21 protein-coding genes are annotated in these 22,458 nt (G+C 40.4%); 13 read left to right on the forward strand and 8 right to left on the reverse strand.

Annotated elements, in window-relative coordinates; genetic code table 11:
• Positions 1-63: 63 nt before the first annotated feature.
• Entirely contained in the window at positions 64-642 is a 579-nt protein-coding gene (locus AN391_RS05090) for a type 1 glutamine amidotransferase domain-containing protein (protein WP_055014381.1), read from the reverse strand.
• Positions 643-1,035: 393 nt separating this feature from the next.
• Entirely contained in the window at positions 1,036-1,305 is a 270-nt protein-coding gene (locus AN391_RS05095; protein ID WP_055014382.1) for an HU family DNA-binding protein, read from the reverse strand.
• 172 nt (positions 1,306-1,477) lie between these two features.
• Here AN391_RS05095 and AN391_RS05100 point away from each other — a divergent pair, with 172 nt between their 5' ends.
• On the forward strand, positions 1,478-2,053 hold the full coding sequence (locus AN391_RS05100) for an inner membrane-spanning protein YciB (protein ID WP_055014383.1): 576 nt from the start codon (positions 1,478-1,480) through the stop codon (positions 2,051-2,053).
• Between the two features lie 67 nt (positions 2,054-2,120).
• Complete coding sequence (locus AN391_RS05105; protein WP_055014384.1) at positions 2,121-2,762, forward strand: CPBP family intramembrane glutamic endopeptidase; 642 nt, start codon at positions 2,121-2,123, stop codon at positions 2,760-2,762.
• Between the two features lie 61 nt (positions 2,763-2,823).
• Here the strand turns inward: AN391_RS05105 and AN391_RS05110 are convergent, their stop codons facing one another.
• Positions 2,824-4,248, reverse strand: coding sequence for a sodium-dependent transporter (locus AN391_RS05110; RefSeq protein ID WP_055014385.1), 1,425 nt, complete (start codon positions 4,246-4,248; stop codon positions 2,824-2,826).
• 186 nt (positions 4,249-4,434) lie between these two features.
• On the opposite strand from AN391_RS05110, the gene AN391_RS05115 reads away from it, so the two are divergent.
• The 5 genes from AN391_RS05115 (at position 4,435) to AN391_RS05135 (ending at position 7,556) form a co-directional block, all read left to right on the forward strand.
• Complete coding sequence (locus AN391_RS05115) at positions 4,435-4,737, forward strand: YciI family protein (RefSeq protein ID WP_055014415.1); 303 nt, start codon at positions 4,435-4,437, stop codon at positions 4,735-4,737.
• A 155-nt stretch (positions 4,738-4,892) separates the two neighbouring features.
• A complete protein-coding gene (locus AN391_RS05120) occupies positions 4,893-5,156 on the forward strand; it encodes a PepSY domain-containing protein (RefSeq protein WP_055014386.1) in 264 nt (87 codons plus the stop codon).
• A 3-nt stretch (positions 5,157-5,159) separates the two neighbouring features.
• On the forward strand, positions 5,160-5,834 hold the full coding sequence (locus AN391_RS05125; protein ID WP_004586804.1) for a response regulator transcription factor: 675 nt from the start codon (positions 5,160-5,162) through the stop codon (positions 5,832-5,834).
• Entirely contained in the window at positions 5,828-7,165 is a 1,338-nt protein-coding gene (locus AN391_RS05130; protein WP_055014387.1) for an ATP-binding protein, read from the forward strand. Before AN391_RS05125 ends, AN391_RS05130 begins: the two co-directional genes overlap by 7 nt.
• Positions 7,152-7,556 carry a hypothetical protein gene (locus AN391_RS05135; RefSeq protein WP_055014388.1) on the forward strand — a complete coding sequence of 135 codons (405 nt, stop codon included), beginning with the start codon at positions 7,152-7,154 and terminating at the stop codon, positions 7,554-7,556. Before AN391_RS05130 ends, AN391_RS05135 begins: the two co-directional genes overlap by 14 nt.
• A gap of 93 nt (positions 7,557-7,649) precedes the next feature.
• Here AN391_RS05135 and AN391_RS05140 read toward each other — a convergent pair whose 3' ends face one another.
• Positions 7,650-8,684 (reverse strand): AI-2E family transporter, encoded by a 1,035-nt coding sequence (locus tag AN391_RS05140; RefSeq protein WP_055014389.1) that lies wholly within the window; start codon positions 8,682-8,684, stop codon positions 7,650-7,652.
• Positions 8,685-8,854: 170 nt separating this feature from the next.
• Here AN391_RS05140 and AN391_RS05145 point away from each other — a divergent pair, with 170 nt between their 5' ends.
• Positions 8,855-9,748, forward strand: a complete 894-nt coding sequence (locus tag AN391_RS05145) for a TIGR01777 family oxidoreductase (protein ID WP_055014390.1) — start codon at positions 8,855-8,857, stop codon at positions 9,746-9,748.
• A 130-nt stretch (positions 9,749-9,878) separates the two neighbouring features.
• On the forward strand, positions 9,879-11,054 hold the full coding sequence (locus AN391_RS05150) for a GGDEF domain-containing protein (RefSeq protein WP_055014391.1): 1,176 nt from the start codon (positions 9,879-9,881) through the stop codon (positions 11,052-11,054).
• A gap of 50 nt (positions 11,055-11,104) precedes the next feature.
• On the opposite strand, the gene AN391_RS05155 is transcribed toward AN391_RS05150, so the two are convergent.
• Both AN391_RS05155 and AN391_RS05160 read right to left on the reverse strand, forming a co-directional pair.
• Positions 11,105-13,657, reverse strand: coding sequence for an exo 1,3/1,4-beta-D-glucan glucohydrolase (locus tag AN391_RS05155; protein WP_055014392.1), 2,553 nt, complete (start codon positions 13,655-13,657; stop codon positions 11,105-11,107).
• Complete coding sequence (locus AN391_RS05160) at positions 13,657-14,931, reverse strand: sugar MFS transporter (protein WP_055014393.1); 1,275 nt, start codon at positions 14,929-14,931, stop codon at positions 13,657-13,659. Before AN391_RS05160 ends, AN391_RS05155 begins: the two co-directional genes overlap by 1 nt.
• 523 nt (positions 14,932-15,454) lie before the next feature.
• On the opposite strand from AN391_RS05160, the gene AN391_RS05165 reads away from it, so the two are divergent.
• The 3 genes from AN391_RS05165 (at position 15,455) to AN391_RS05175 (ending at position 19,243) form a co-directional block, all read left to right on the forward strand.
• Entirely contained in the window at positions 15,455-16,786 is a 1,332-nt protein-coding gene (locus tag AN391_RS05165; RefSeq protein ID WP_055014394.1) for a GH1 family beta-glucosidase, read from the forward strand.
• A 60-nt stretch (positions 16,787-16,846) separates the two neighbouring features.
• Positions 16,847-18,175, forward strand: coding sequence for a glycoside-pentoside-hexuronide (GPH):cation symporter (locus tag AN391_RS05170; RefSeq protein ID WP_055014395.1), 1,329 nt, complete (start codon positions 16,847-16,849; stop codon positions 18,173-18,175).
• A 63-nt stretch (positions 18,176-18,238) separates the two neighbouring features.
• Positions 18,239-19,243 carry a LacI family DNA-binding transcriptional regulator gene (locus tag AN391_RS05175; RefSeq protein ID WP_055014396.1) on the forward strand — a complete coding sequence of 335 codons (1,005 nt, stop codon included), beginning with the start codon at positions 18,239-18,241 and terminating at the stop codon, positions 19,241-19,243.
• A 100-nt stretch (positions 19,244-19,343) separates the two neighbouring features.
• Here the strand turns inward: AN391_RS05175 and AN391_RS05180 are convergent, their stop codons facing one another.
• Positions 19,344-20,009: a DUF2987 domain-containing protein gene (locus AN391_RS05180; RefSeq protein ID WP_055014397.1), complete on the reverse strand. Its 666-nt coding sequence runs from the start codon at positions 20,007-20,009 to the stop codon at positions 19,344-19,346.
• Positions 20,002-20,811 (reverse strand): glucosaminidase domain-containing protein, encoded by an 810-nt coding sequence (locus AN391_RS05185; RefSeq protein WP_029772709.1) that lies wholly within the window; start codon positions 20,809-20,811, stop codon positions 20,002-20,004. Before AN391_RS05185 ends, AN391_RS05180 begins: the two co-directional genes overlap by 8 nt.
• Before the next feature lie 265 nt (positions 20,812-21,076).
• Here AN391_RS05185 and AN391_RS05190 point away from each other — a divergent pair, with 265 nt between their 5' ends.
• Positions 21,077-22,369 carry an anti-phage deoxyguanosine triphosphatase gene (locus tag AN391_RS05190; protein WP_055014398.1) on the forward strand — a complete coding sequence of 431 codons (1,293 nt, stop codon included), beginning with the start codon at positions 21,077-21,079 and terminating at the stop codon, positions 22,367-22,369.
• Positions 22,370-22,458 lie beyond the last annotated feature (89 nt).

The raw sequence follows: 22,458 nt of genomic DNA on the forward strand, positions 1-22,458 counted from the left end.
TACAATTTACGCATAAAAAAGGGCATTTTAAATGCCCTTTTTTTAAAACCTAACTTAGCAAGCTTAGTGAGCTTGATGTTTACCTTCTAAAATTTCTTCAATAAATTTTGCATTAAATGCTTCTAAATCTGCTGGGCTGCGGCTTGTTACTAACCCTTGGTCTACACTCACCTCTTCATCAACCCAGTTTGCACCCGCATTGATTAAATCACTTTTAATGCTCGGGAATGATGTAACGGTACGGTCGCGTAATTTATTAATCTCGGCAAGTAACCAAGGTGCATGACAAATAGCTGCAACAGGCTTATTTTTCTCAGCGCCAAAAAAACCGTCTATAAACGCTTTTGCGTGCTTATCTTGGCGTAACGTATCTGGGTTAAATAAGCCACCTGGCAGCATAAGCGCATCGTAATCGTTGGCACTGGCATTTGTAACAAGTTTATCTACGCTTACTTTGTCGCCCCATTTATCTTCGTCCCAACCGGTGATTTCACCCTCTTTTACCGACACAATATCGATATCAGCGCCAGCATTTAGTAAAGCATCACGTGGAGATAATAGCTCACTTTGCTCAAAGCCATCAGTGGCTAAAATAGCAATTTTTTTACCTTGTAATCGTGTGCTTGATTGTAATGTAGACATAGAGATCTCCTTATTGCGTTAAATAAAATGTTTTAATCATCCTATTAAAAGCATAAGCAATGCCAAACTTAAGGTACTGAAAATTATGAATAATGTAAATTCAAGCTGTCAAAGCTATGTAAATCATTTAGAGGGTTTGAATAATCTACATAGCTTAATTTAAAAGTGCATATAAAAAACAACACACAAGCTTTGCTTATAGGATGAAGTAGTTAGGCATTAACTAAAAACTGGGTATTTATTTTGTAGACGCACCCTATTAGCGGGATGCGCCGAACTATAATTTTGTGATTAATAGCGCTAACTAAACCTAAAAAGGTAACTGGGCTATTAGCAAGTATGGGTTGCAGGCACTAGTCTCTGGTACTGGTACCGGTCTATGCAAGTTGCTACTTAAAGGCGATCTTTTAATGCTTTGGCAGGTTTAAATACGGCTTTGTTAGCGCCCTCTATTTCGATGCTTTCGCCTGTTTGAGGATTTCGCCCAGTACGTGCTGGGTAGTAGCTTAATGCAAATGTACCAAATCCACTTATTTGTACTTGGTCGCCCTCAGATAACGATTTAGTGATTACTTTTTGTAAACTTGTAAGTGCTGCTTGTGTGTCTTTTTTTGTAAGCTCACTGCTTTTTGCCATTTTGGCAACAAGTTGTGCTTTGTTCATTGTAGGCTCCTAAATGCACACTTAATCAGTATTGGTTAAGCGTGGGGATATGATGATGAATAAATAAAGCCACGCAGGCTAAGGCTTACAGGGCAACAAGTCAACCTTGTAGTTGCCTAGTGTTATGTGGTAAAAACTTCTCTGACTTCTTTTTGTATAATTTAGGTAGTATATGCACGCATTGATTGAATACATCCCGCTAATATTATTTTTTGCGGTATTTAAATTAGTTGATATTTATTGGGCAACCGGCCTTTTAATGGTCACTACGCTTATTCAAGTTGCGTATAGCTACTTTAAGCACCGCCATGTACCTACTCGCCAATGGTTATTTTTTGCTATTGCAGCGGTATTTGGCACATTAACCTTAGTACTCCACGATGAACAATATATAAAATGGAAAGCCACGCTAATTTACGCCGGCTTAAGCCTCACCTTATTAATTAGCCGCTACGTGCTGAATAAAAATCTTGTTAAAAAAGCTCTTAGCTCAATCCTCGAAAACGCTAACGACTCTAAACAGGCGATTGAAGTGCCAGAACCTGTGTGGAATAAACTTAACTTAATGTGGATTACCATAACCGCAAGTATTGCGGTGCTGAATATTTACATTGCGTATAATTTCTCACTCGATTTTTGGGTTAACTTTAAAGTGTTTGGCTTAATGGCCATTACCTTTGTGAGTATTTTGATCACTATTTTTGCTTTGTATAAGTACTTCCCTGATGAAGAGGAACCTGCAAAGTAAAACATCTTCGTCATAAAAATGTCGTCTTTGCTTGATAGCGTGTAAAAAAAATCAATCAGAGACGACCTTGAACGCCAATCAATACCGCTGGTTTGAATTTACCCTCATATTTGTTTTATTGCCTTTAATAGGCTTTACCCTTCGTAGTTACCTAGCTAACTGGCTTATACCCGCACTGATTGTTTTAATGACCGTGTGCTGCATGTTATTACTGAACGACCCCCACTTTAAGCGATTTAGACTCACAAGCCTGGGGCAGTTTTCTGCAGTAAAGCGGCGTTTATTTAGTTTCTTTTTTTTAGGCGCGCTTTTCTCAGGCGTGTTTTACGGCATTATTCATCAAGAAAACTGGTTTAATATGCCGCTGCACTCATTTTATAACTGGTTACTTTTACTACTCCTATACCCGCTGCTATCGGTATTACCACAAGAGCTAATTTTCAGAACCTACTTTTTTCATCGCTATAAACGCATTATGCCCAAAAAAAGAGTGCGTATAGTGGTAAGCGCAGTAGTGTTTGCCCTTGCCCATATTGTGTATGCTAATTGGGTGGCTGTAGGCTTAGCATTTTTAGGCGGGTTATTATTCTCGTTTACCTATGCGCAAAGCCGCTCAACCATAGTGTGTGTTATTGAGCATAGTTTATGGGGCTTGTGGATGTTTACACTGGGGATTGGCAGTTCTCTAGACTCAGGGGCTATAAGCTAAGCCGCTATTTTCAACAACAAAAAAAGCCGCGTTAATACGCGGCTTTTGGCAATTTTTTAGCCTAAAATCCAAATAACTTAAAGGCAAAAAACTTAGTCGCTACTGTGTTTATAAATATGGCTAATAAAATAACCGGAATAAACGTAGAAAGCGAAAAGTTAACGTATTTTTCCATAAAGCTGCCGGCGTAATTTGGTGAGCCTTGGCTTAACTCATCTGTTAGGCGCGCTTTTTTCCAACGATACATAACAAATAAACACACCATTAAACCATTAAATGGCAATATAGTGTCGTAAAATACATCATAAACAATATCAAAAAAGCTTTTATTACCGCTGCCGTAACTCGTAAACGACGTTAGGCTATCAACCATGCCAAACGACATAGTACATAATATAGTTAATACACCTGTAGCTAGCGTTAAAATACCTAAGGCTTTTTTACGGCTTATCCCTTTACGGTCACTTAGGGTTGCTGTAGGTACTTCTACAATTGATACAAGCGAGGTAATCGCAGCAAAAAACACTAATAAAAAGAACGAAAACGCCACGGCTGATGCACCAAAATAACCAATGTCATTTTGTAGTGCTAATAAAATTTTAGGTAAGTATACAAATATCATCGATACAGACGAATCAGAAAGTGCCGCTGGGTCAGTACTTGGATCAAAACTAAATATTGCCGGTAGCACCATTAAACCAGCTACAAATGCCACTAATGAGTCGGTAATAGCGACCATTTTTGCACTGCCAACAATGTCATCTTTTTTAGATATGTAAGAGGCGTACGTCATTAAAATACCCATACCTAACGATAATGAGAAAAACGCTTGGCTTAGTGCACCATTAAGGACGCTGGCGCTCATTTTAGAAAAATCAGGAATAACATAATATTTAACACCCGCCATGGCGTTATCAAGCGTTAATACATACGCAACAAGGGCAAGCAACATAACAAATAAAGCCGGCATTAAAAACTTAGCGGCTTTTTCTATGCCTTGTTTAACCCCACCCAATAAAATAAGGTTAACAATAATAACTACCACAGCCATGTAGCCAAAAACAGTGTAGCTATTTATAAAACTGCCAAAATGATTCGGATCGGCCAGTGCATCTAAATTACCCATGGCAGTTTGGCTTAAGTAACCAAAGATCCACACGGTAATAACCATGTAAAATACGGCAATCATAAACGGCGTTAATACTGCCAAAAAGCCAGCAAACTTCCATTTTTTATCGTTATTTGCCAGCGCTTTGTAAGAACCTAGTGGATCTTTTTGCGCGTTACGACCCATAGCCATTTCAGCCATCATGACCGGTAAACAAATAAAAGCAACAAACAAAGCGTATACAAGTAAAAATGCACCACCACCATTTTTAGTTGCTGAAACAGGAAAACCTACTAAGTTGCCAATACCTACTGCCGAACCTGCTGCAGCCAGTATAAAGCCAAGACGGGAGCTAAAGTGCTCTCTATTATTGCTCATGTATTAACCTTGTTATTTTTAAGTTATTCAAGCGACTCTACCAGTGTTGTGCCGCGCTTTTCAAGCAATTACCCACTAAAAATAATTAATAACTGTAAACCTAGCTTTAACGGTAATTTGTTCACCAACTATCAACGTTGTGCTAGTATTTGCGTTATTAAACTTAACATTTTTTTGAGAATGACTATGTTGTACATGATTTACTCAACCGACGTTGAAAACAGCTTACCGCTAAGAAAAGAAGCCCGCCCCGCCCACTTAGCACGCCTAAGCGAACTTGAATCTCAAAACCGTTTATTTGTTGCCGGCCCACTACCAGCAATTGATAGTGAAGACCCGCAAGATGCTGGATTTACAGGCTCATTGGTCATTGCCGAATTTGAATCTCTTGAAAAAGCACGTGAATGGGCAGCAGCAGATCCCTACGTTGCAGCCGGCGTTTACGCAAACACCGTTGTAAAACCATATAAAAAAGTATTACCGGCGTAACGAACTCCCTGAATTTAAAACGTTATTTAATTCAGGGTTGGTTCACTGCTAATTAATTAAGCTGGCGGATGTAAAAGCGCATATTGGACGTTTTTACTTGAGTTTTAGTAGCTTAGTTAATTAGAATAGCTGGGTTTGATCTAGGAGTTCCCGTCATGCGTGTATTATTAACCCTTGGTTTAATTGCCTGTATTAGCGTCAGTGGCGCCGTACACGCAAATACAACTGCTATTAAAGCAGTTAAAAAAACTGAGATCAGCAAAAAGAAAGCCGTAATACTTGCAAAAGAAGAAACTGACGGTAAAACCTTAAAAATTACAGAACAAGCAAAATTTTATACTGTACGTATACTCAAATCTGACGGCCACGTCGTTGATTTACATATAAATAAAAAAACCGGCGAAGTGAAAAAGGATTAGCAAATGCGAATTTTAGTTATAGAAGATGATTTACACTTAGCAGACAACCTACGTAATGCTTTAGAGAAAGAACGTTACAGTGTTGATTTATGTCACGATGGCGAAGCTGGCCTATTCCATATTACAGAATACCCGCTAGATATGGCGGTGGTTGATTTAGGCTTACCAAAAATTGACGGTATTGAGCTAATCAATAAAGCACGTGCACAGGGCGTGACTATTCCTATTTTAATCTTAACGGCGCGCGATCGCTGGCAAGACAAAGTTGAAGGCCTAGATGCAGGTGCTGACGACTACTTAACCAAACCGTTCCATGTTGAAGAATTAATTGCGCGTTGTAACGCACTTATTCGCCGCAGTGCGGGTAAAGCAAATCCAGAAATGACAGCGGGTCCAATTAAAATTCATACTCGCTCGCAACAAGTATGGGTTAACGACAAAGAACTTAGCCTTACAGCCTATGAGTACAAAGTACTTGAGTATTTAATGGTTAACCCGCAAAAAGTAATTTCAAAATCAGAACTTACTGAGCACATTTACGACCAAGATTTCGATCTTGATTCTAACGTTATCGAAGTATTTGTACTTCGTCTGCGTAAAAAATTAGACCCTGAAGGCACATTAAACCCAGTAGAAACACTACGTGGGCGTGGTTACAGGCTTAAAAGTCAGTGGTAGCATCGCAAATATCGCTTAAAATAAGGCAAGGATTTATCCTTGTCTTTGTTTTATTGGTGGCACTGCCTATTTTGTTTTACTCGATTGGGAAAGCGTATTACGCCTCATTAGTCGAAACCACCGAAAAAAATCTAGAAGCCCACTTATACTCCCTTATTTCTGAAGTCGACTTTACTGAGCGCGGCATTATTATGCCCAGCACAATTTTAACGCCTGAGCTTAATAACTTAAATTCAGATACCTACGCAATGATTTACCGCGATGATGTACCTGTGTGGCACTCAGAGTCTGCAGTAAACGTGAACTTTAAACCCGAGTACATAGAGCCTAAAGCAGGTGCAGCCGACTTTAGACGCGTGGTTTATAACAATGCGGTTTATTGGCAATTAAGCCTAACGGTCATTTTAAATAATATTGATCAATCTGAGCAGGCACGTTTTATATTACTCAAACGAAACGATGCATTGCTAAGGTTAATGGATGGCTTTAAGCAAACCTTAGTCGATTGGATGTTTATAATGGGTATTGCGATTGCCGGTTTAATGGCAATTGGGTTTATTTGGAGCGGCCGACCATTACAACGTCTTGATAAAGAAATAAAAGCCATTGAGTCGGGCGATATTCAAGAGATTAAAGGCTTATACCCTGTAGAGCTGCAAACGATCAAATCAGATTTAAATCTACTGCTAGAATCACAGCAGCGTCAAAAAGAGCGCTACAGAGCCTCTTTAAGTGACCTAGCACATGCATTAAAAACCCCCCTTGCTGTATTAAAATCAAGCCCGCTTGCTAATGATGCCGATGCCCAAGAGCAACTTGATAGAATAAATGTGATGATCGAGCATCAGTTAAAGCGTGCCGCTACTGGCGCCTCAGACACATGGAAAAAACAAACCCCAGTTAAACCTGTTATTGATTCTATTTTAAGTGCAATGGCCAAGGTATACCGCGATAAAGACATTATTTTTAATTGCACTGTAACCGATAAAGATTACTTTTTAGGGGATCAAACAGATTTAATGGAATTACTGGGTAATTTAATTGATAACGCCTGTAAAGCATGTCGCTCGCAAGTAGAAGTACAAGTCATTCAAAGTAAAACACTGTGCATAGGCATTAGTGACGATGGGCCAGGTGTACCCGAGGATAAACGCGAGTCTTTATTAACCCGTGGTACCCGCCTAGATACTTATGAAAGCGGCCACGGTGTGGGTATGGCGATAGTCTCTGACTTGGTTAACTCTTATAACGGCCACTTAACGATTAATAAGTCTGACACCCTAGGCGGCGCACAATTTATTTTAGAGTTTAATTACAATGATAAAAAATAGCCTGTTAATCACACTTACAAGCCTATTAGCCCTAAGTGCTAATGCCAGCGCGAAAACACAGTGTACGCTTGAGCAAAACGCAACACCGAGCCAAACTAAACGCTATACGCAGTGTTTAGACACGCAAATAAATCAGGCTAAGTATAGTCAAGGTACGTGGATTCAAAAACGTAAATATGAACTCACTAAACTAGAAGAGCAAAGCGGAAATACGCAAATCCTGATGTTGTTCAAGCGCAGCGTCGATAACCACCAAAAGTATATTGAAGCAAGCTGCCAATGGCGCTATATATTAAAACTGCCAAATGCCAGCCAAGCCGCTATAGATTACAAATTATGTGAACTTGCTCTTATTGAGCAGTTTACTCAAGTGCTTAAAAACCCGCTTTAAATGGGGGTATTAACCTCCATTAAAAAAGCGATTAGTACTGTGTATTAATCGCTTTTTTGTATTAATCAAATATGCATATTTAACGAACTGATATTATTTATCGTCTATCGACTCGCCAGTGCCAAGTAGCGTGGCAACCCAGCGCCCTTCATCACTTGCCTCAAGAGCTATTTTAACTATCATAGTAAGCGGTACCGATAGCAACATACCTACAGTTCCTAATAACCAGCCCCAAAATATTAACGACAAAAACACCACTAAGGTAGAAAGCCCAAGGCCTTTCCCCATAAATTTAGGCTCTACAATGTTACCCATTACCGTATTAATAATTAGATACCCTGCGCCTACGAGGCCTGCAGTTAGGGGGCCTTGTGTGATAAGTGCTAACAATACGGCGGGTACTGCGGCAATAATAGAGCCTATGTTAGGAATATAGTTAAACATAAAGGCTAAAACTCCCCACAACACAAAGTAGTCAACATCTAAAATCCATAAATAGAATGCGGCAATAACACCTGTGCCTAAACTAACCAAGGTTTTAATTGCTAAATATGAATTAATTGAAGCCAAAAAGCGGTCTATTTGTTCCATTTTTCGATCTGGATCGGCAAGTGCCATGTGGATTTTTTTGCTTAGAGTAGGCCCTTCAAAAAGCATAAACACCACAGTTAATATAATTAAAAACATGTTTGCCATTACACCGCCTAAGCCAGTAAGCATATTAGTGGCTACATCGACCATTTTACCTGGGTCAAACATGGAGAGGATTTGATCTCTATCGATTAAAATATTGTATTGCGATGCAAGATCGACCAACCACACAAACTCTTCTTTTAGCCGAGCTTTATATTCAGGAAGTTGCTGCGAAAAGTCGTTAACAGATTGCCCCACAAGGCCGCCTAAGCTTACACCTAAGCCGACAATTATAAGTACCACAATAACAACAGAAACCCCTTTTGGGATGCGATAGCGGCCAAAAAAAGTGATCAGCGGGTTACATACAATGGCAATAAACGCTGCCAAAATAAAGGGGATAATAATAACACTTGCGGCCTTAATACCGGCTAATACAACCACCAGTGCTGCAAATATTATTAAGCTTTTATTTACGCCAGTTAAACTTGCCAACGCGCCAATCCTTTTCTTATGAAATTCGCTTTAGTGTAAGGCAAAAACTAATTAAATGAAATATTTACAAAGTGATCGTTGTTTTTTAGTTAACGTAATAATTTGCATTAAGACAGTTTAAATAGTATACATTTTAAACAAATCGTACACTTATTTTTAGTAAGGTTTTTATGCATATTTTTTTTACAGGCGCCACCGGTCTAATTGGTAAACACCTAACGCCATTTTTGCTACATCATCATAAAGTAACGGTACTTAGCCGAAATAAAACCAAAGCTCATGTATTGCTTGGCCATAATATTGATGTAGTAAGCACCGTTGATGAGGTTAACTTTAACCATGTAGATACCGTGATTAATTTAGCCGGCGAACCTATCGTCAACAAACGTTGGACACAGGCACAAAAACAAATAATTAAAAACAGTAGGATAAATCTTACCACGCAACTCAGCGATGCTATTTTAAATTGCACCACGCCCCCGGCTACATTTATATCTGGTAGTGCCATTGGCTATTATGGCCGCCAAGGTGATACCCCAGTAGACGAAGACACTAACGATGTTAATGATGAATTTAGCCATCAACTCTGTAAAGAGTGGGAGCACGCAGCACTAAAAGCACAAAGTGACAAAACACGGGTGTGCTTACTACGCACGGGCATTGTTTTAAGCAAAAATGGCGGCGCGTTAAGTAAAATGCTTCCTGCGTTTAAATTTTTTGCAGGTGGTCCCATTGGCGATGGGGAGCAAGGTATGTCGTGGATTCATATTGATGACATGATTCAGCTTATTTTATTTATTATTAAGCACACAGAGGTATCTGGGCCTGTTAATGCGACTGCTCCTGCCCCCGTAAGCAATAAAACATTTAGCAAAAGCTTGGGTAAAGCATTGTCTCGCCCATCCGCTCTCACTATGCCAACCCCAGTGCTAAAAGTGTTAATGGGTGAAATGTCAGATTTGCTTACAACAGGGCAGTATGTAATACCCAAAAAAGCGTTAGCGCATAACTATCGTTTTCATTTTACAGATATAGACTCTGCATTAAGCAGCTTAATAAAATAAGGGGATTCAGCATAGATACACCTTACAAAGGTTATAAAATACTACTTAAAGCTAAGCTGTTGTAATCAATGTAAGCCTTAGTATCTCGCCATAATTTAAAGTAGCCATTTAATAATAAAAGAACTTTTCTATGCTGCACTTACCAACCGTTATAAGCCTTTCTTTTATTTTAAACCTTATAATCGGGCTGTATTTTGTCTCTATTTATCAATATAAAAAACAAACAAGCTTTTTATATTTGGGCCTTGCTTGTGTCACCTTTACATTCGCCATTCTATGCGCAAGCTTACGCGTGATCATTGCATGGCCGTTTATTACCCATTATTTTGCCAGTCTATTTATTATTGCTTGCCCACTTTTTTTAATTATGGGATTAAAAGCACTCAATCCGTTAAATAAAGGCATATGCAGGCAAGTTAGCTCTTTACTCATTGTGGCTGCGGTATTTTTACTCGCAGTTTACAACACTGCAGCAGAGCAAATATTGGTCAGTTTAACTGTGGCAGGGTTATTTGTGTATGCTTCGTATATTGTTTTAAACGCCCGCTTTATAGCAAAATTACAACAACGTATGTTATTGCTTTGCCTATTACTGCATGCGCTCGTTATGCTAATACAGGGAGTTTTATTACTGTTGCCGTTTGTTACTGCGATAAACTTTAACTTTACCTCTGTTTTGCAATTTACTTTGAGCGTGCACTTAATGCTTGCCACCAGCGCCGCCCTATTGCTGCCTTTTTTAGTGTTTGCCAATACAGAGCATACGCTCAACTCACTCGCTAATCGCGATCCATTAACCCAGCTATTAAATAAACACGGCTTAAATGCAATTGCCAATACGTTATTTAGTAAAAATAATGCCGAACACCCTATTAGCATAATCATGGTCGATATAGACTTTTTTAAGCGTGTTAACGATGAATATGGGCACGATGCAGGCGATGAAGCAATAAAATGGATTGCACAGCATATTGCAGCACTTTTTTCTAAGAGCGCGGTTACCGCGCGTGTTGGCGGCGAAGAGTTTGCTATTTTACTTAGCCACTGTACGTTAAATGAGGCGCAGAGCGCGGCAAACACCCTAAGGAAAAACATTAAAAATAAGCCTTTTAGCTATTTCGACAACACCATTTGTTTAAAAATAAGCGCAGGGGTTGCATGCAGCAATACGCACACAAGCTCTTTTAAATCGCTACTTAGTGCGGCAGATAAGCGCTTGTATATTGCTAAAACCACAGGACGCGACAAAGTCATATATGAATCTGCACAAAACCCGTTTATAAGTAAAAAATCCGTATGCACATAAAAAAAGCCCTTCAATTGAAGGGCTTTGACATACACACTAAAACAAAATGATTACTGACATTTAAGCCCAGCAGAGTCTGCCTTATTTGGCACAAACTGAATGTTTGCTACCGACACTGAGGTCTTGCTGCTTGCATGTAAACTGAACGGGCTTGTAAGGCTTGCAAAGTCTACACCTTGGTTAGCAAAACAACGTAAGTCTACCGACACCGACTGCCATTTATTTGCGATTGTTTGATCAACCATTTTACTCAAGGCAATCGCACCACCACACTCACCTGAACAAGTCATAGCAAGGTTTACGTCATCGGTTAGTGGTTCATTGAGTTTAATATCAAAACTAATCACGCCATTAGCCTCTAAATACGTAATGGTATCTTCAGCAAAACTTGTGACTATTTCAGCACTTGCCTTTTGCTCGCCACTAAAACTAAATTGGCGCGCGTCTTCTTGAACTGTTTTATCCTCAGTACGGTATTTAAGTGCACCCAGTTGATGAGTACTACTTGATACATCTAATAGTTCATCGCCAGATTTAAGTAATAAACGCCATGGAGCAACCGGTGCGCCAACTAAAATATCCATACTAGTTAGCGCCGAATTATCCAAGTTAGACTCTTCATTTAAGTTATCAGCTAAAACATTTTTATCGCCGTACGTTAAGCCAAAACCGTACGGTAATAGAGGGCTGTAATCGTCATCGCCTTTATTAACCGTTGCTTGTACTGCTGTTTTAGGCCACGAAAACGAAAGCTTACCGCTAAAGTTATGCTGAATACTGCCATCTTTGGCTTTTAAAATAACATCGGCAATACCGCCACCCTCTGTACCAGGCAGCCACGCTGCAACAAATGCATCAGAGGCATTGAGCTCGCTGTTAACCCACATAGGACGACCCGAAATAAATACCGATACAACGGGTATACCTTGTGCCTTTAACGACTTTAATAATGCGAGCGATTTTTTATTACCGCGCTCAAATTCTAGGTTATCTCTATCACCATGCCCTTCTGCATAAGGCTCTTCACCAAATACCACAACAGCTACATCTGGGCGCTGTTCATATGAGCCATCCACACTTAAAATGGCACGACCACCCGCCTGCGTAATTTGTTTTTCAAGGCCTGCATAAATAGATGTGGCACCAGGAAAATCAGCATTTTTATTATTAGTCCCTTGCCAAGTGATACTCCAACCACCCGACTGCTTACCTATGTTATCAGCTCCATCGCCAGCAATTAATACAGTTTGGTTTGCATCAAGAGGCAAAATATTGTTTTTGTTTTTAAGTAAAACAAGTGATTCGCGTACTGCTTGACGCGCAACTTCGCGGTGCTGCTGAGCACCAATTAGCTCAGTTTTACCCGAAAACTGACGTTTAGCCGGGCTTGGCTTATCAAATAAACCGGCACGTAATTTAACGCGTAAAATTCTACTTACTGCATCATCAATACGCGACATGCTGATTTCGCCAGCTTTCACTTGCGCTATGGTGTTTTCGTACAATGGCTTCCAAGCGCCAGTTGGCACCATAAAAATATCAAGCCCCGCGTTAACAGCCTGTGCACAACTTTCGTTTGTACAGCCTTTAATTTGGCCATGGCCGTTCCAATCACCTACAACAAAACCATCAAAGCCCATGCGGGTTTTAAGCACGTCGGTTAACAGGTATTTGTTGCCGTGGTTTTTAACTCCATGCCAGCTATTAAACGATGCCATAACCGACTGACTCCCCGCCGATAAGCCTCCTACATAACCTTGCGCATGTATATCAAACAAATCTTGCTCGCTGTCGATATTATTACCTTGGTCATCGCCATCGACTGTGCCGCCATCACCTAAAAAGTGTTTAACAGTACTAATAACACGTTTATCACTTAAAAAATCGCCATCGGCCTTGCCCTGTAAACCATTTACAATTGCAGCTGAATAATCGCGTACAATGCGAGGGTCTTCTGAATAACCTTCATAGGTTCTGCCCCAGCGGTCGTCGCGCACAACAGCCACTGTAGGTGCAAATACCCAATCTATACCCGTTGCCATTACTTCAACCGCAGTGATAGCTGCTATTTGCTCAATCAATGCAGGGTTATTTGCCGCACCTAAACCAATATTATGCGGAAATAAAGTCGCGCCAATTACATTATTGTGACCATGCACAGCATCGGTACCCCACATTGTGGGTATTTTACTGCCATCGATAGAATCATCTACCGACGCCTGATAAAAATCTTCAGCCAATTTTACCCAATCCATGGGGGTTGCGTGTTTATCACCATTAGGAAACGCTCCTCCCCCGTTTAGGTATGAGCCAAAGCCATATTTGCGCATGTCTTCAACGGTAATATCGCGAATTTCTGGTTGAATCATTTGAGCTACTTTTTGCTCAAGCGTCATTGTTTTTAAATAATCTGCTATTTTGGCTTCAATTTGTGGGTCTTGTTTTACGGCAATATTAAGTTTTGGCCAAATTTGCGCTGTTTTAGACACCCCATTATTCGCCTCAGGAGTTGTTGTCGCGTCATTTGAACAAGCCGATAAAATGCCTACTGATGCAATTAATGAGGCACGTGCTATTTTGTTAAGTGAAAAAGGGGTTTTCATTATAGAGTCTCCTGAACTTGAACTGGTTTGCTTCCGCTTAAACCATAAAACGCGATAAATAAGTAACAAAAAATTGGTAAAACATACGAAAGCTGAACACCCACATTATCAGCAAGCGCACCTTGTAAAAGTGGCACAATTGCCCCCCCTACAATCGCCAAACACAATATGCCAGAGCCTTGCGCGGTATGCTTACCCAGACCATTTAGCGCTAAACTAAAAATAGTAGGGAACATAATAGAATTAAATAATCCAACCAGTAGGATTGACCACATTGCTAATTGACCCGACGTGCTCATGGCTATAACCACTAAAATAATAGCCATAGTTGCATTAAAGCCAAGTACTTTGCCAGCGGGTAATTTTTGCATTACAGCTGCACCAATGAAACGCCCTACCATAGCACCACCAAAATAATAGGTGATGTAATGAGCAGCCACATGTTCTTTTAAACCGGCAATATTTTCTTGCGCTAAAAAGCTAACTAAAAAACTGCCAATGGCAACTTCTGCACCTACATACATAAAAATACCGACAGCACCGAGTGTAAGGTGGCGGTATTGCCATGCACTGCCCTCTATTGTCTCTGACTTTTGTGCGGCTTCTTTTTGCTCACTCATTATGTCTGGCAATTTAAGCCATGCAAAAATAGCAGCGAGTAAAATAAGCATGCCAGCTAATAGTAAATAAGGAAGTTGTACTGATTCTGCGTTTTGTGCCGGTGTTAAAAACGCCTCAGAGGCAGAGTCAAGAATCAAAAATGCACCAAATGTAGGAGCAACCGTAGTGCCAAGCGCATTAAATGCTTGCGTTAAGGTAAGACGAGAAGACGCTGTTTGAGGGGCGCCAAGTAAACTCACATAAGGGTTAGCCGAAACCTGCAACAGGGTAATACCGCTTGCCAGAACAAATAAAGCAAACAAAAATACTGGGTAATTATGTAGCGCCGCAGCCGGGTAAAAAAGCACACAACCCAATGCTGCTATAAGTAACCCCGCTACAATGCCTTTTTTGTAACCTAATTTTTTAACTATATGGCCACTTGGCAATGACATTAAAAAATAAGCCCCAAAAAAACAAAACTGAACCAGCATTGCTTGGACATAAGTTAAGTTAAACACCGCTTTTAAATGCGGAATTAAAATATCGTTTAAGCAGGTAATAAATCCCCACATAAAGAATAAAGTAGTTAAAGACGTTAATGCAAAACCATAGTTTTTATCTTGGTAGTTTTGCGACTGTGTGTGTGTCGTCAGTGGTGCTGAACTGGCCATAGGCTCTCCGCAATTTATTATTATAAATTAGGGCGTGTTGTTCTTTGCGGATTGAAATTTGTTCAATCTAGGGGAGATTAAATCGCGGCGCGAGGTTTGTAACCTAGCGGGCTAAGTAAAAACCAAGCAACAAAGAGTTAATCGTCCCTAGAAAGAACCCGAAGGGCAACGCATGTTTGGCATTTATGCTGCGTTATCGCCTATTTATGGGGAATAACCACACTTCATAGGCTCTGCCTTGCCTAAAACCAAACATACAGCTGCAAATTCAACCATCAAAGATCAATGCGCCCTAATACAAAAGTCGTTATTAAAAATTGCCGTGTAACCCAGCAACATTAAAGAGTTGACCTTCGTATCAATTAACACTAATCTAAAAATGTAAGCGCTTTCACGTGTAATTAAATACGAACCTGTAACATATTTCAACAAGTTTTATTTTTTTATAAACGCGCTCTTACGCTTCATCGCAGTAAATACAGTGGCTATTTATGCATTTAAGGTTTAAAAAGGTTTGTTACTAATGACAAAATTATCGTTACCATCTCATTCACCTCTATTAACAAAAAACTTTGTTTATGGTGTGGCTACGGCATCATTTCAAATTGAAGGCGGGTATGAGCATCGCCTACCCTGTATATGGGATACCTTTTGCGATACACCCAACAAAATAGCCGACAGCTCAAATGGGCATGTTGCCTGCGATCATTACAATCAGTGGCAAAACGATATTGAATTAATAGACTCGCTTGGCGTAGATGCATATAGACTTTCTATCTCTTGGCCGCGAGTAATCACCTTATCGGGTGAGCTAAACCCTGAGGGCGTAAAGTTTTATACTAATATTCTTGATGAGCTTAATAAGCGCAACATTAAAGCGTTTGTAACGCTATATCACTGGGATTTACCTCAACATTTAGAAGACAAAGGCGGCTGGTTAAATCGCGACACAGCTTATGAATTTGCTCGGTATGTAAAGCTTATTAGCCAAGCATTTGGCGAGCGGGTATTTTCGTACGCGACCCTAAATGAGCCATTTTGCAGTGCCTTTTTAGGCTACGAAGTAGGCATACATGCCCCAGGTTTAGTGGGCAAAGAGTACGGTAAAAAAGCGGCGCACCATTTATTGCTTGCTCATGGTTTGGCAATGGATGTGTTAAAGCAAACCTCGCCTAATACTCAAAATGGTATTGTGCTTAATTTTACACCTTGCTACCCATTAACGCAGTCAGCAGAGGATATAAACGCAGCTCGCTACGCCGATGATTATTTAAATCAATGGTATATGAAACCAATAATGGATGGCCAATACCCAGAAATTATAAAACAGCTTCCTAGCAATCAGCAGCCTGAAATCCACCCAGGCGATATGGACATAATTTCACAATCTATTGATTACTTAGGCATTAATTTTTATACGCGCCAAGTATACAAAGCGCATCCTAGCGATATATACGAGCCACTTGATCCACAAGGGCCTTTAACCGACATGGGCTGGGAAATTTACCCGCAGTCGTTCACCGACTTACTTGTAACGCTTAACAACACTTACACCTTACCGCCTATTTATATTACCGAGAACGGCGCAGCTATGCCCGACACCATTAAAAATGGCGAGGTAAACGATGTAGATCGCCTAAACTATTATCATAGCCACTTAAATGCTGTGCACGATGCCACAGCGCAAGGGGTTAATATTATTGGTTACTTTGCGTGGAGCTTAATGGATAATTTTGAATGGGCTGAGGGCTACTTAAAACGCTTTGGCATTGTTTACGTTGATTATAAAACTCAGCAACGTACTATAAAAGCCAGTGGCCAAGCTTATAAAAGCTTGATACAAAGCCGTAAATAGCCAATAAAAGCTATTCGACTAATCGCATAAATAAAAATCAAAAAGCGAGAACCTAACATCATGATAAGTGTAAAAGAAAAAATAGCCTATGGCCTTGGCGATACGGCAAGTAATATTATTTTTCAAACAGTTATGATGTTTTTAATGCTTTACTATACAGATGTAGTAGGGCTTTCTCCAGCGGTGGTAGGCACCCTATTTTTAGTGGTTAGGTTATTTGATGCCATCACCGACCCAGTTATGGGCAACTTAGCCGATAAAACTCAGTCGCGCTTTGGCCATTTTAGGCCCTATTTATTGTGGCTTGCCTTGCCCTTTGCGCTTATTAGTATTTTAGCTTTTACCACGCCAGAGCTTGAAGGCACCGATAAAATTATTTACGCCTTTACTACCTACACCTTGCTTATGGTGGCGTATACCGCCATAAATATTCCTTATTGCTCATTAGGTGGCGTGCTCACAAGCGATGTAAAAGAGCGTGTTAGCGTGCAATCGTATCGTTTTGTGTTTGGTATGTTAGGCGGCGTTATTGTTGCGGGCTGTACAATGCCAATGGTTGAATACTTTGGCCAAGGCGATAACGCCAAAGGTTACCAATACACCATGACGGCAATGAGTTTGCTTGGCTTAGTGTTATTTTTACTGTGTTTTTTTGGTACTAAAGAGCGCGTAGAGCAACCGCCTGAGCAAAATCTGTCGTTGTTTAAAAGTCTAAAAACCTTAATTAAAAACGATCAATGGCGAGTCCTGTGCGCTGCCGCGCTATTTTTACTCACTGGCCAAGTATTACGTTTAACCTTAGGTGTTTATTACGTTAAATACTATTTAGGGCAAGAAGATTTAATTACCTCTTTTATGACCCTAGGAGTGGTTGCCAGTATGGTTGGGTGTGCGTGTGCTCAGGCGTTGGCTAAGCGATTTTGTAAAATAAAAGCCTATATTAGTTTGCAGTTAATCGCTGCGGGCATATGTATTGCGAGCTATTTTATCTCCCCTGATAACATTACCTTGGCATTTGCCGCCTTTATTTTGTGGAAGTTTTTTTTAGATATGGCCACCCCGCTACTGTGGGCAAAAATGGCCGACACCATAGACTACGGGCACCACAAAACTGGGGTAAGAATTACTGGCCTAGTGTATTCGGGCGTTATATTTTTTATAAAAATGGGTGTGGCGTTAGGCGGTGCAATTGCAGGCTGGCTGCTGTCTTTTTATAATTACCAAGCGCAAACAATGCAGAGCCTTGATACGCAACAGGGTATTTTATTATCGTTTACTATTATACCGGCGTTTGGTTCTTTGTTTGTTGCATTTATTATGCGTAAATACACGCTCAATAACGCACAGTTAGCCTCTATACAGGCATCGCTAAAAACTAGTGCTAGTTAACATTTGGTGGGTACGGTATTATTTGCCCGCCAAAATAAAGGATATAAGTGAGTTAACAATAACATGGCCACAATTTATGAAGTGTCGGAGCTTGCTGGCGTATCGTTAGCTACAGTGTCACGGGTAATGAATAAAAACACCCGCGTAAGTGAAAAAACCACTAAAAAAGTACTCGATGCAATGCAGCAGCTGGGCTATAAGCCCAATTCTATTGCGCAATCGCTTGCCTCTAACAGAACCAACAGCGTGGGTATTTTGGTATCAGAGCTTCATGGTCCTTTCTTTGCTCAAATGATGGCAGGCATAGAGTCAGCCCTGCGCGCCGCGGGTAAGCACGTTATTATTACCACCGGCCACAGTGAAGACGATAAAGAAAAAGAAGGCATTGAATTTTTAATTAGCCGCAAATGCGATGCACTCATTTTACATGTAGAGTCAGTCAGTGATGACTACTTAATTGAGCTAAGTAAAGGTAAAACCCCTATTTACCTTATTAACCGATACGTACATTCACTTGAAAGTAACTGCATTAGCCTAGATAACGAACTCGGCGGCTACTTAGCCAGTAAATCTATTGTTGAACAAGGCCACACAAATATTGCTTATATTGCGGGGCCGCAAGTTAAAGCCGATGCCAGAAACCGTTTAAAAGGACATAAAAAAGCGCTGCACGAAAAAAACATCCCCTTTAATGAGGCGCTGTTTTACGAAGGTGATTTTAACGAAATTGGCGGCAGCAAAGGCCTTGAAAAACTACTCAACACGCGTATTCCGTTTAGTGCTTTAGTGTGTGCCAACGATGAAATGGCATCAGGTGCTATGAAATACGCCCGAGAGCATGGCTTTAATTTACCAGAGGATTTATCGGTTATAGGCTTTGATAACGTTATATTTGCCAACTACCTTTACCCTACGCTAACTACCATAGATAACCCAGTGGAAGAAATGGGTGAAATGGCTGCTAAAATGGTGCTACAAGATGTGTATCAGCATAAAAACTTACACATAAACCGCGTGTTTGAACCCACCCTTATAAAACGTGACTCAACCCAACCACTGCCAAAATAACGCATAAAAAACGGCGCTATTTAAGCGCCGTTTTTATTAACCCCCAGTAATACCAATCTGCAATAATACTTAATCATTTAATTATGCGGATTGGTATAACTTATTTTGCTATCCACGGGGTTACTTTGACTACATTTTCTACATTGCCGAGCAGATTTACGTCACCTTCCCAGTTATCCTGTACTGCAAAGTAGCAGATTAATTTTTCGCACTGTATATGTGGGTTATTAAAGGTCACAGGCTCTTTAAATGTTACAGCAACGCCTTTTTGCTCAGGCAATAAAAACCACATAAGCTTACTAACAAAAAAGCCCGATAAATCGGTTAAAAGTTCATCTAACTCGTTATTAATTGTGTACAACGAATCTTTAGTTAAGCTAAGCCCTTCAAACTCACTGGCCTCAATTTGCAATTTTAACTGACAATCGTGATCAGGATTTTGTGGCTCTACAACAATAACGGCTTTATCCGTATCGAGCTGCTTATCAAACGGTAAAAGTAACTGTGCCTTATCGGTAAAGTTGAGCGGGTATTCGTTATTTTCAGTTAAAATTGTGCCGCTTTTAATAGCGCACGCCTCGTTTGTGGCAATATCGCTAATGTAAAAGTTAACTCGTGCATACTGAAAGTCGCCCTTGTTAACCACTTTTAATCTATCGTAAAAGCCATCGTACGACATAACAAACTCTTTGGCATTGACGGTACTTGCCGCCAAACTTAATAAAATGAGTATGGCGTTAATATTTATGAGTCGTTTTTTATTCATCAAAGTAAGCTCTGTTTTGGTTAATCATGGTGTTTAGCTCTTCTATGTAGGCCTCGCCGCGCTCTGAGTACGACATTAAACCATGCGTTAGTGCCGTTGCCGCAATGGGCTTTTGCTGTTGTCGTAAGTCTTCGCGTATCAGGCGTAAATCTTTGTAGGCGTTATGCGTGTTAATATTTCTAAAATACGAGCTTACTGCTGCGCGTACCGACTTAAATGCAGCAACTTCGTGCGCCGCTCCACTATTGCGGCGTCTTGGCACCATACCGCAGCCTTTTGAATAACACCATTGGCCAAAAAAGTTAAGCCCTATGCGTGCAAAGCGCGATGTGCCCCACGCCGACTCATTCGCCGCTTGCATTAGCGCAAGCTCTTTAGGAATAATATCAACACGGCGCAGCGCTTGGCTTAAAATTAGGGTGTTTACTGTTTCAGGTAAGCCATAGGCTTTTAAAATATTAACGATGTCGCGCTGTTGTTTTTTCTCGAGCGGTTCGTTGTATTCAAGCATCATACGCGCAATTTCTAACTTAGCGCGTTGCTGTAATATTTTTTTATTTTCAGCCTCAACATGTGGGCGAATAAAATCAAAAAATGCCTGTTTTTTCTCTTTTACATCCGCAAATTCAGAAAATTTAGGTAAGGTAACATTGTGCAGAGGTTTTTCTTTTTTCTTTACTTTTTTAGGTTGTTCACCTGTGGTTTGTTCTTCAACCTCTTGCTCATTACTTTGCATAAACGGATATGCAAGCGCCCATAAAAAAAATACGCTTAGTAACAGCTTTAAAATGGTTTTTAGCATGTAGTCTCTCTTTCAAACAACAATTATGCATGGGTAATACACACACATACGAAACCCCATTATACCTAAGCCACTATATAAACGCGAATAACTCCCTGTGTGTAACCCTTTAAGGGCCGCGCTTTGCTAAAAAATGCTAAAGTGGCTGCTTGCGATAAATATATTATCCACCAGCTCAGGTTATGTACTTGTTCATTCGCATTTTATTAGGGCATGGGTATACTGAGCTTATACCGTGTATAACAATGTTTTGTGAGTAAGCAGTATGGATAAGCAATGGCAAAGCCGAATAATAGAACAGTATAAAAATCGCCCTAACGATAATCGCTCCCCCTGGCAGGTAGACCGCTCTCGTATAATTCATGCTGCAGCTTTTAGGCGCTTACAAGCAAAAACCCAAATTATGGGGATAGGCTTAAACGATTTTTATCGTACACGCCTAACCCACTCGTTAGAAGTCTCGCAAATTGGTACTGGCATATTACGGCATTTAAAAGCACAGCACAGCGACTTTACACACTTTCCTTCTACTGGTTTATTAGAAACCTTATGTTTAGCGCACGATATAGGCCACCCCCCGTTTGGCCATGGCGGCGAAATAGCCTTAAATTACATGATGCGTGAGCACGGAGGGTTTGAAGGAAATGCACAAACACTACGTATAGTCGCTAAACTTGAGCCATACTCTGATGGCCACGGCATGAACCTAACCCGCCGCACCTTGCTAGGATTTATAAAATACCCTGCCTATATAAATGATTTATGGCACACAATTCCTGATGTAAATAGCGTACGCTCATTTATAAAAGCAGATGATTGGCGCCCCGCTAAAGGCTTATACCACGATGACGCGCAAATATTTGAGTGGATCATTGCCCCTTTAAGCAACAACGATAAGGCCCTATTAACAAGCCATACGCCAGTAGATCAGTACCGAGCAAAAACCCGTTATAAATCGTTAGATAGCGCCATAATGGAACATGCCGATGACATAGCATATGCAGTGCACGACCTAGAAGATGCCATAGCTACTAAAGTGCTCACATTAGATGATTGGCAGACACATGCATTACCCCACTTAAACGCACTTAATTACGATTGGTTAAACACTAAATTAGACTCGCTCACCCAACGCTTGTTTTCAAAAAACGATTTTGAACGTAAAGACGCCATAGGCGAGCTGGTCAATATGTTTATTATTCATATTCATTTAGATGTGCAGCATGGTGATTTTGAATGCCCTATTTTAAAGTACACCGCAAAGCTGGACCCGCAGTACGAGCGCGTTTTGCAAATATTAAAGCATTTTGTATTTAAGCGCTTAATACGTGACCCCGAAATGCAGCAGATAGAGTTTAAAGGTCAAAACTTACTAATTGAGTTATTTACCGCTTTTGCCAGCGACCCACTGCGTTTATTACCCGAAACAACACAAGCACTGTATCTAGACGCTGAAAAACAAAACCAAGGGATGCGCATAATATGCGATTACCTAAGCGGCATGAGTGACGAATACGCTTATAAAACGTACCAAAGGCTGTTTTCGCCAGTTCAATAAATTTAACTACGTGCATTGGTGTGTATTGCGCTTTCTTACTCAAAATTTACCTGCAAAGATTATTAAACCTTTGTATATTTATTAAACTA

The sequence above is a fragment of the Pseudoalteromonas sp. P1-13-1a genome (genome assembly GCF_001401875.1).
Classification (GTDB): Bacteria; Pseudomonadota; Gammaproteobacteria; order Enterobacterales; family Alteromonadaceae; genus Pseudoalteromonas.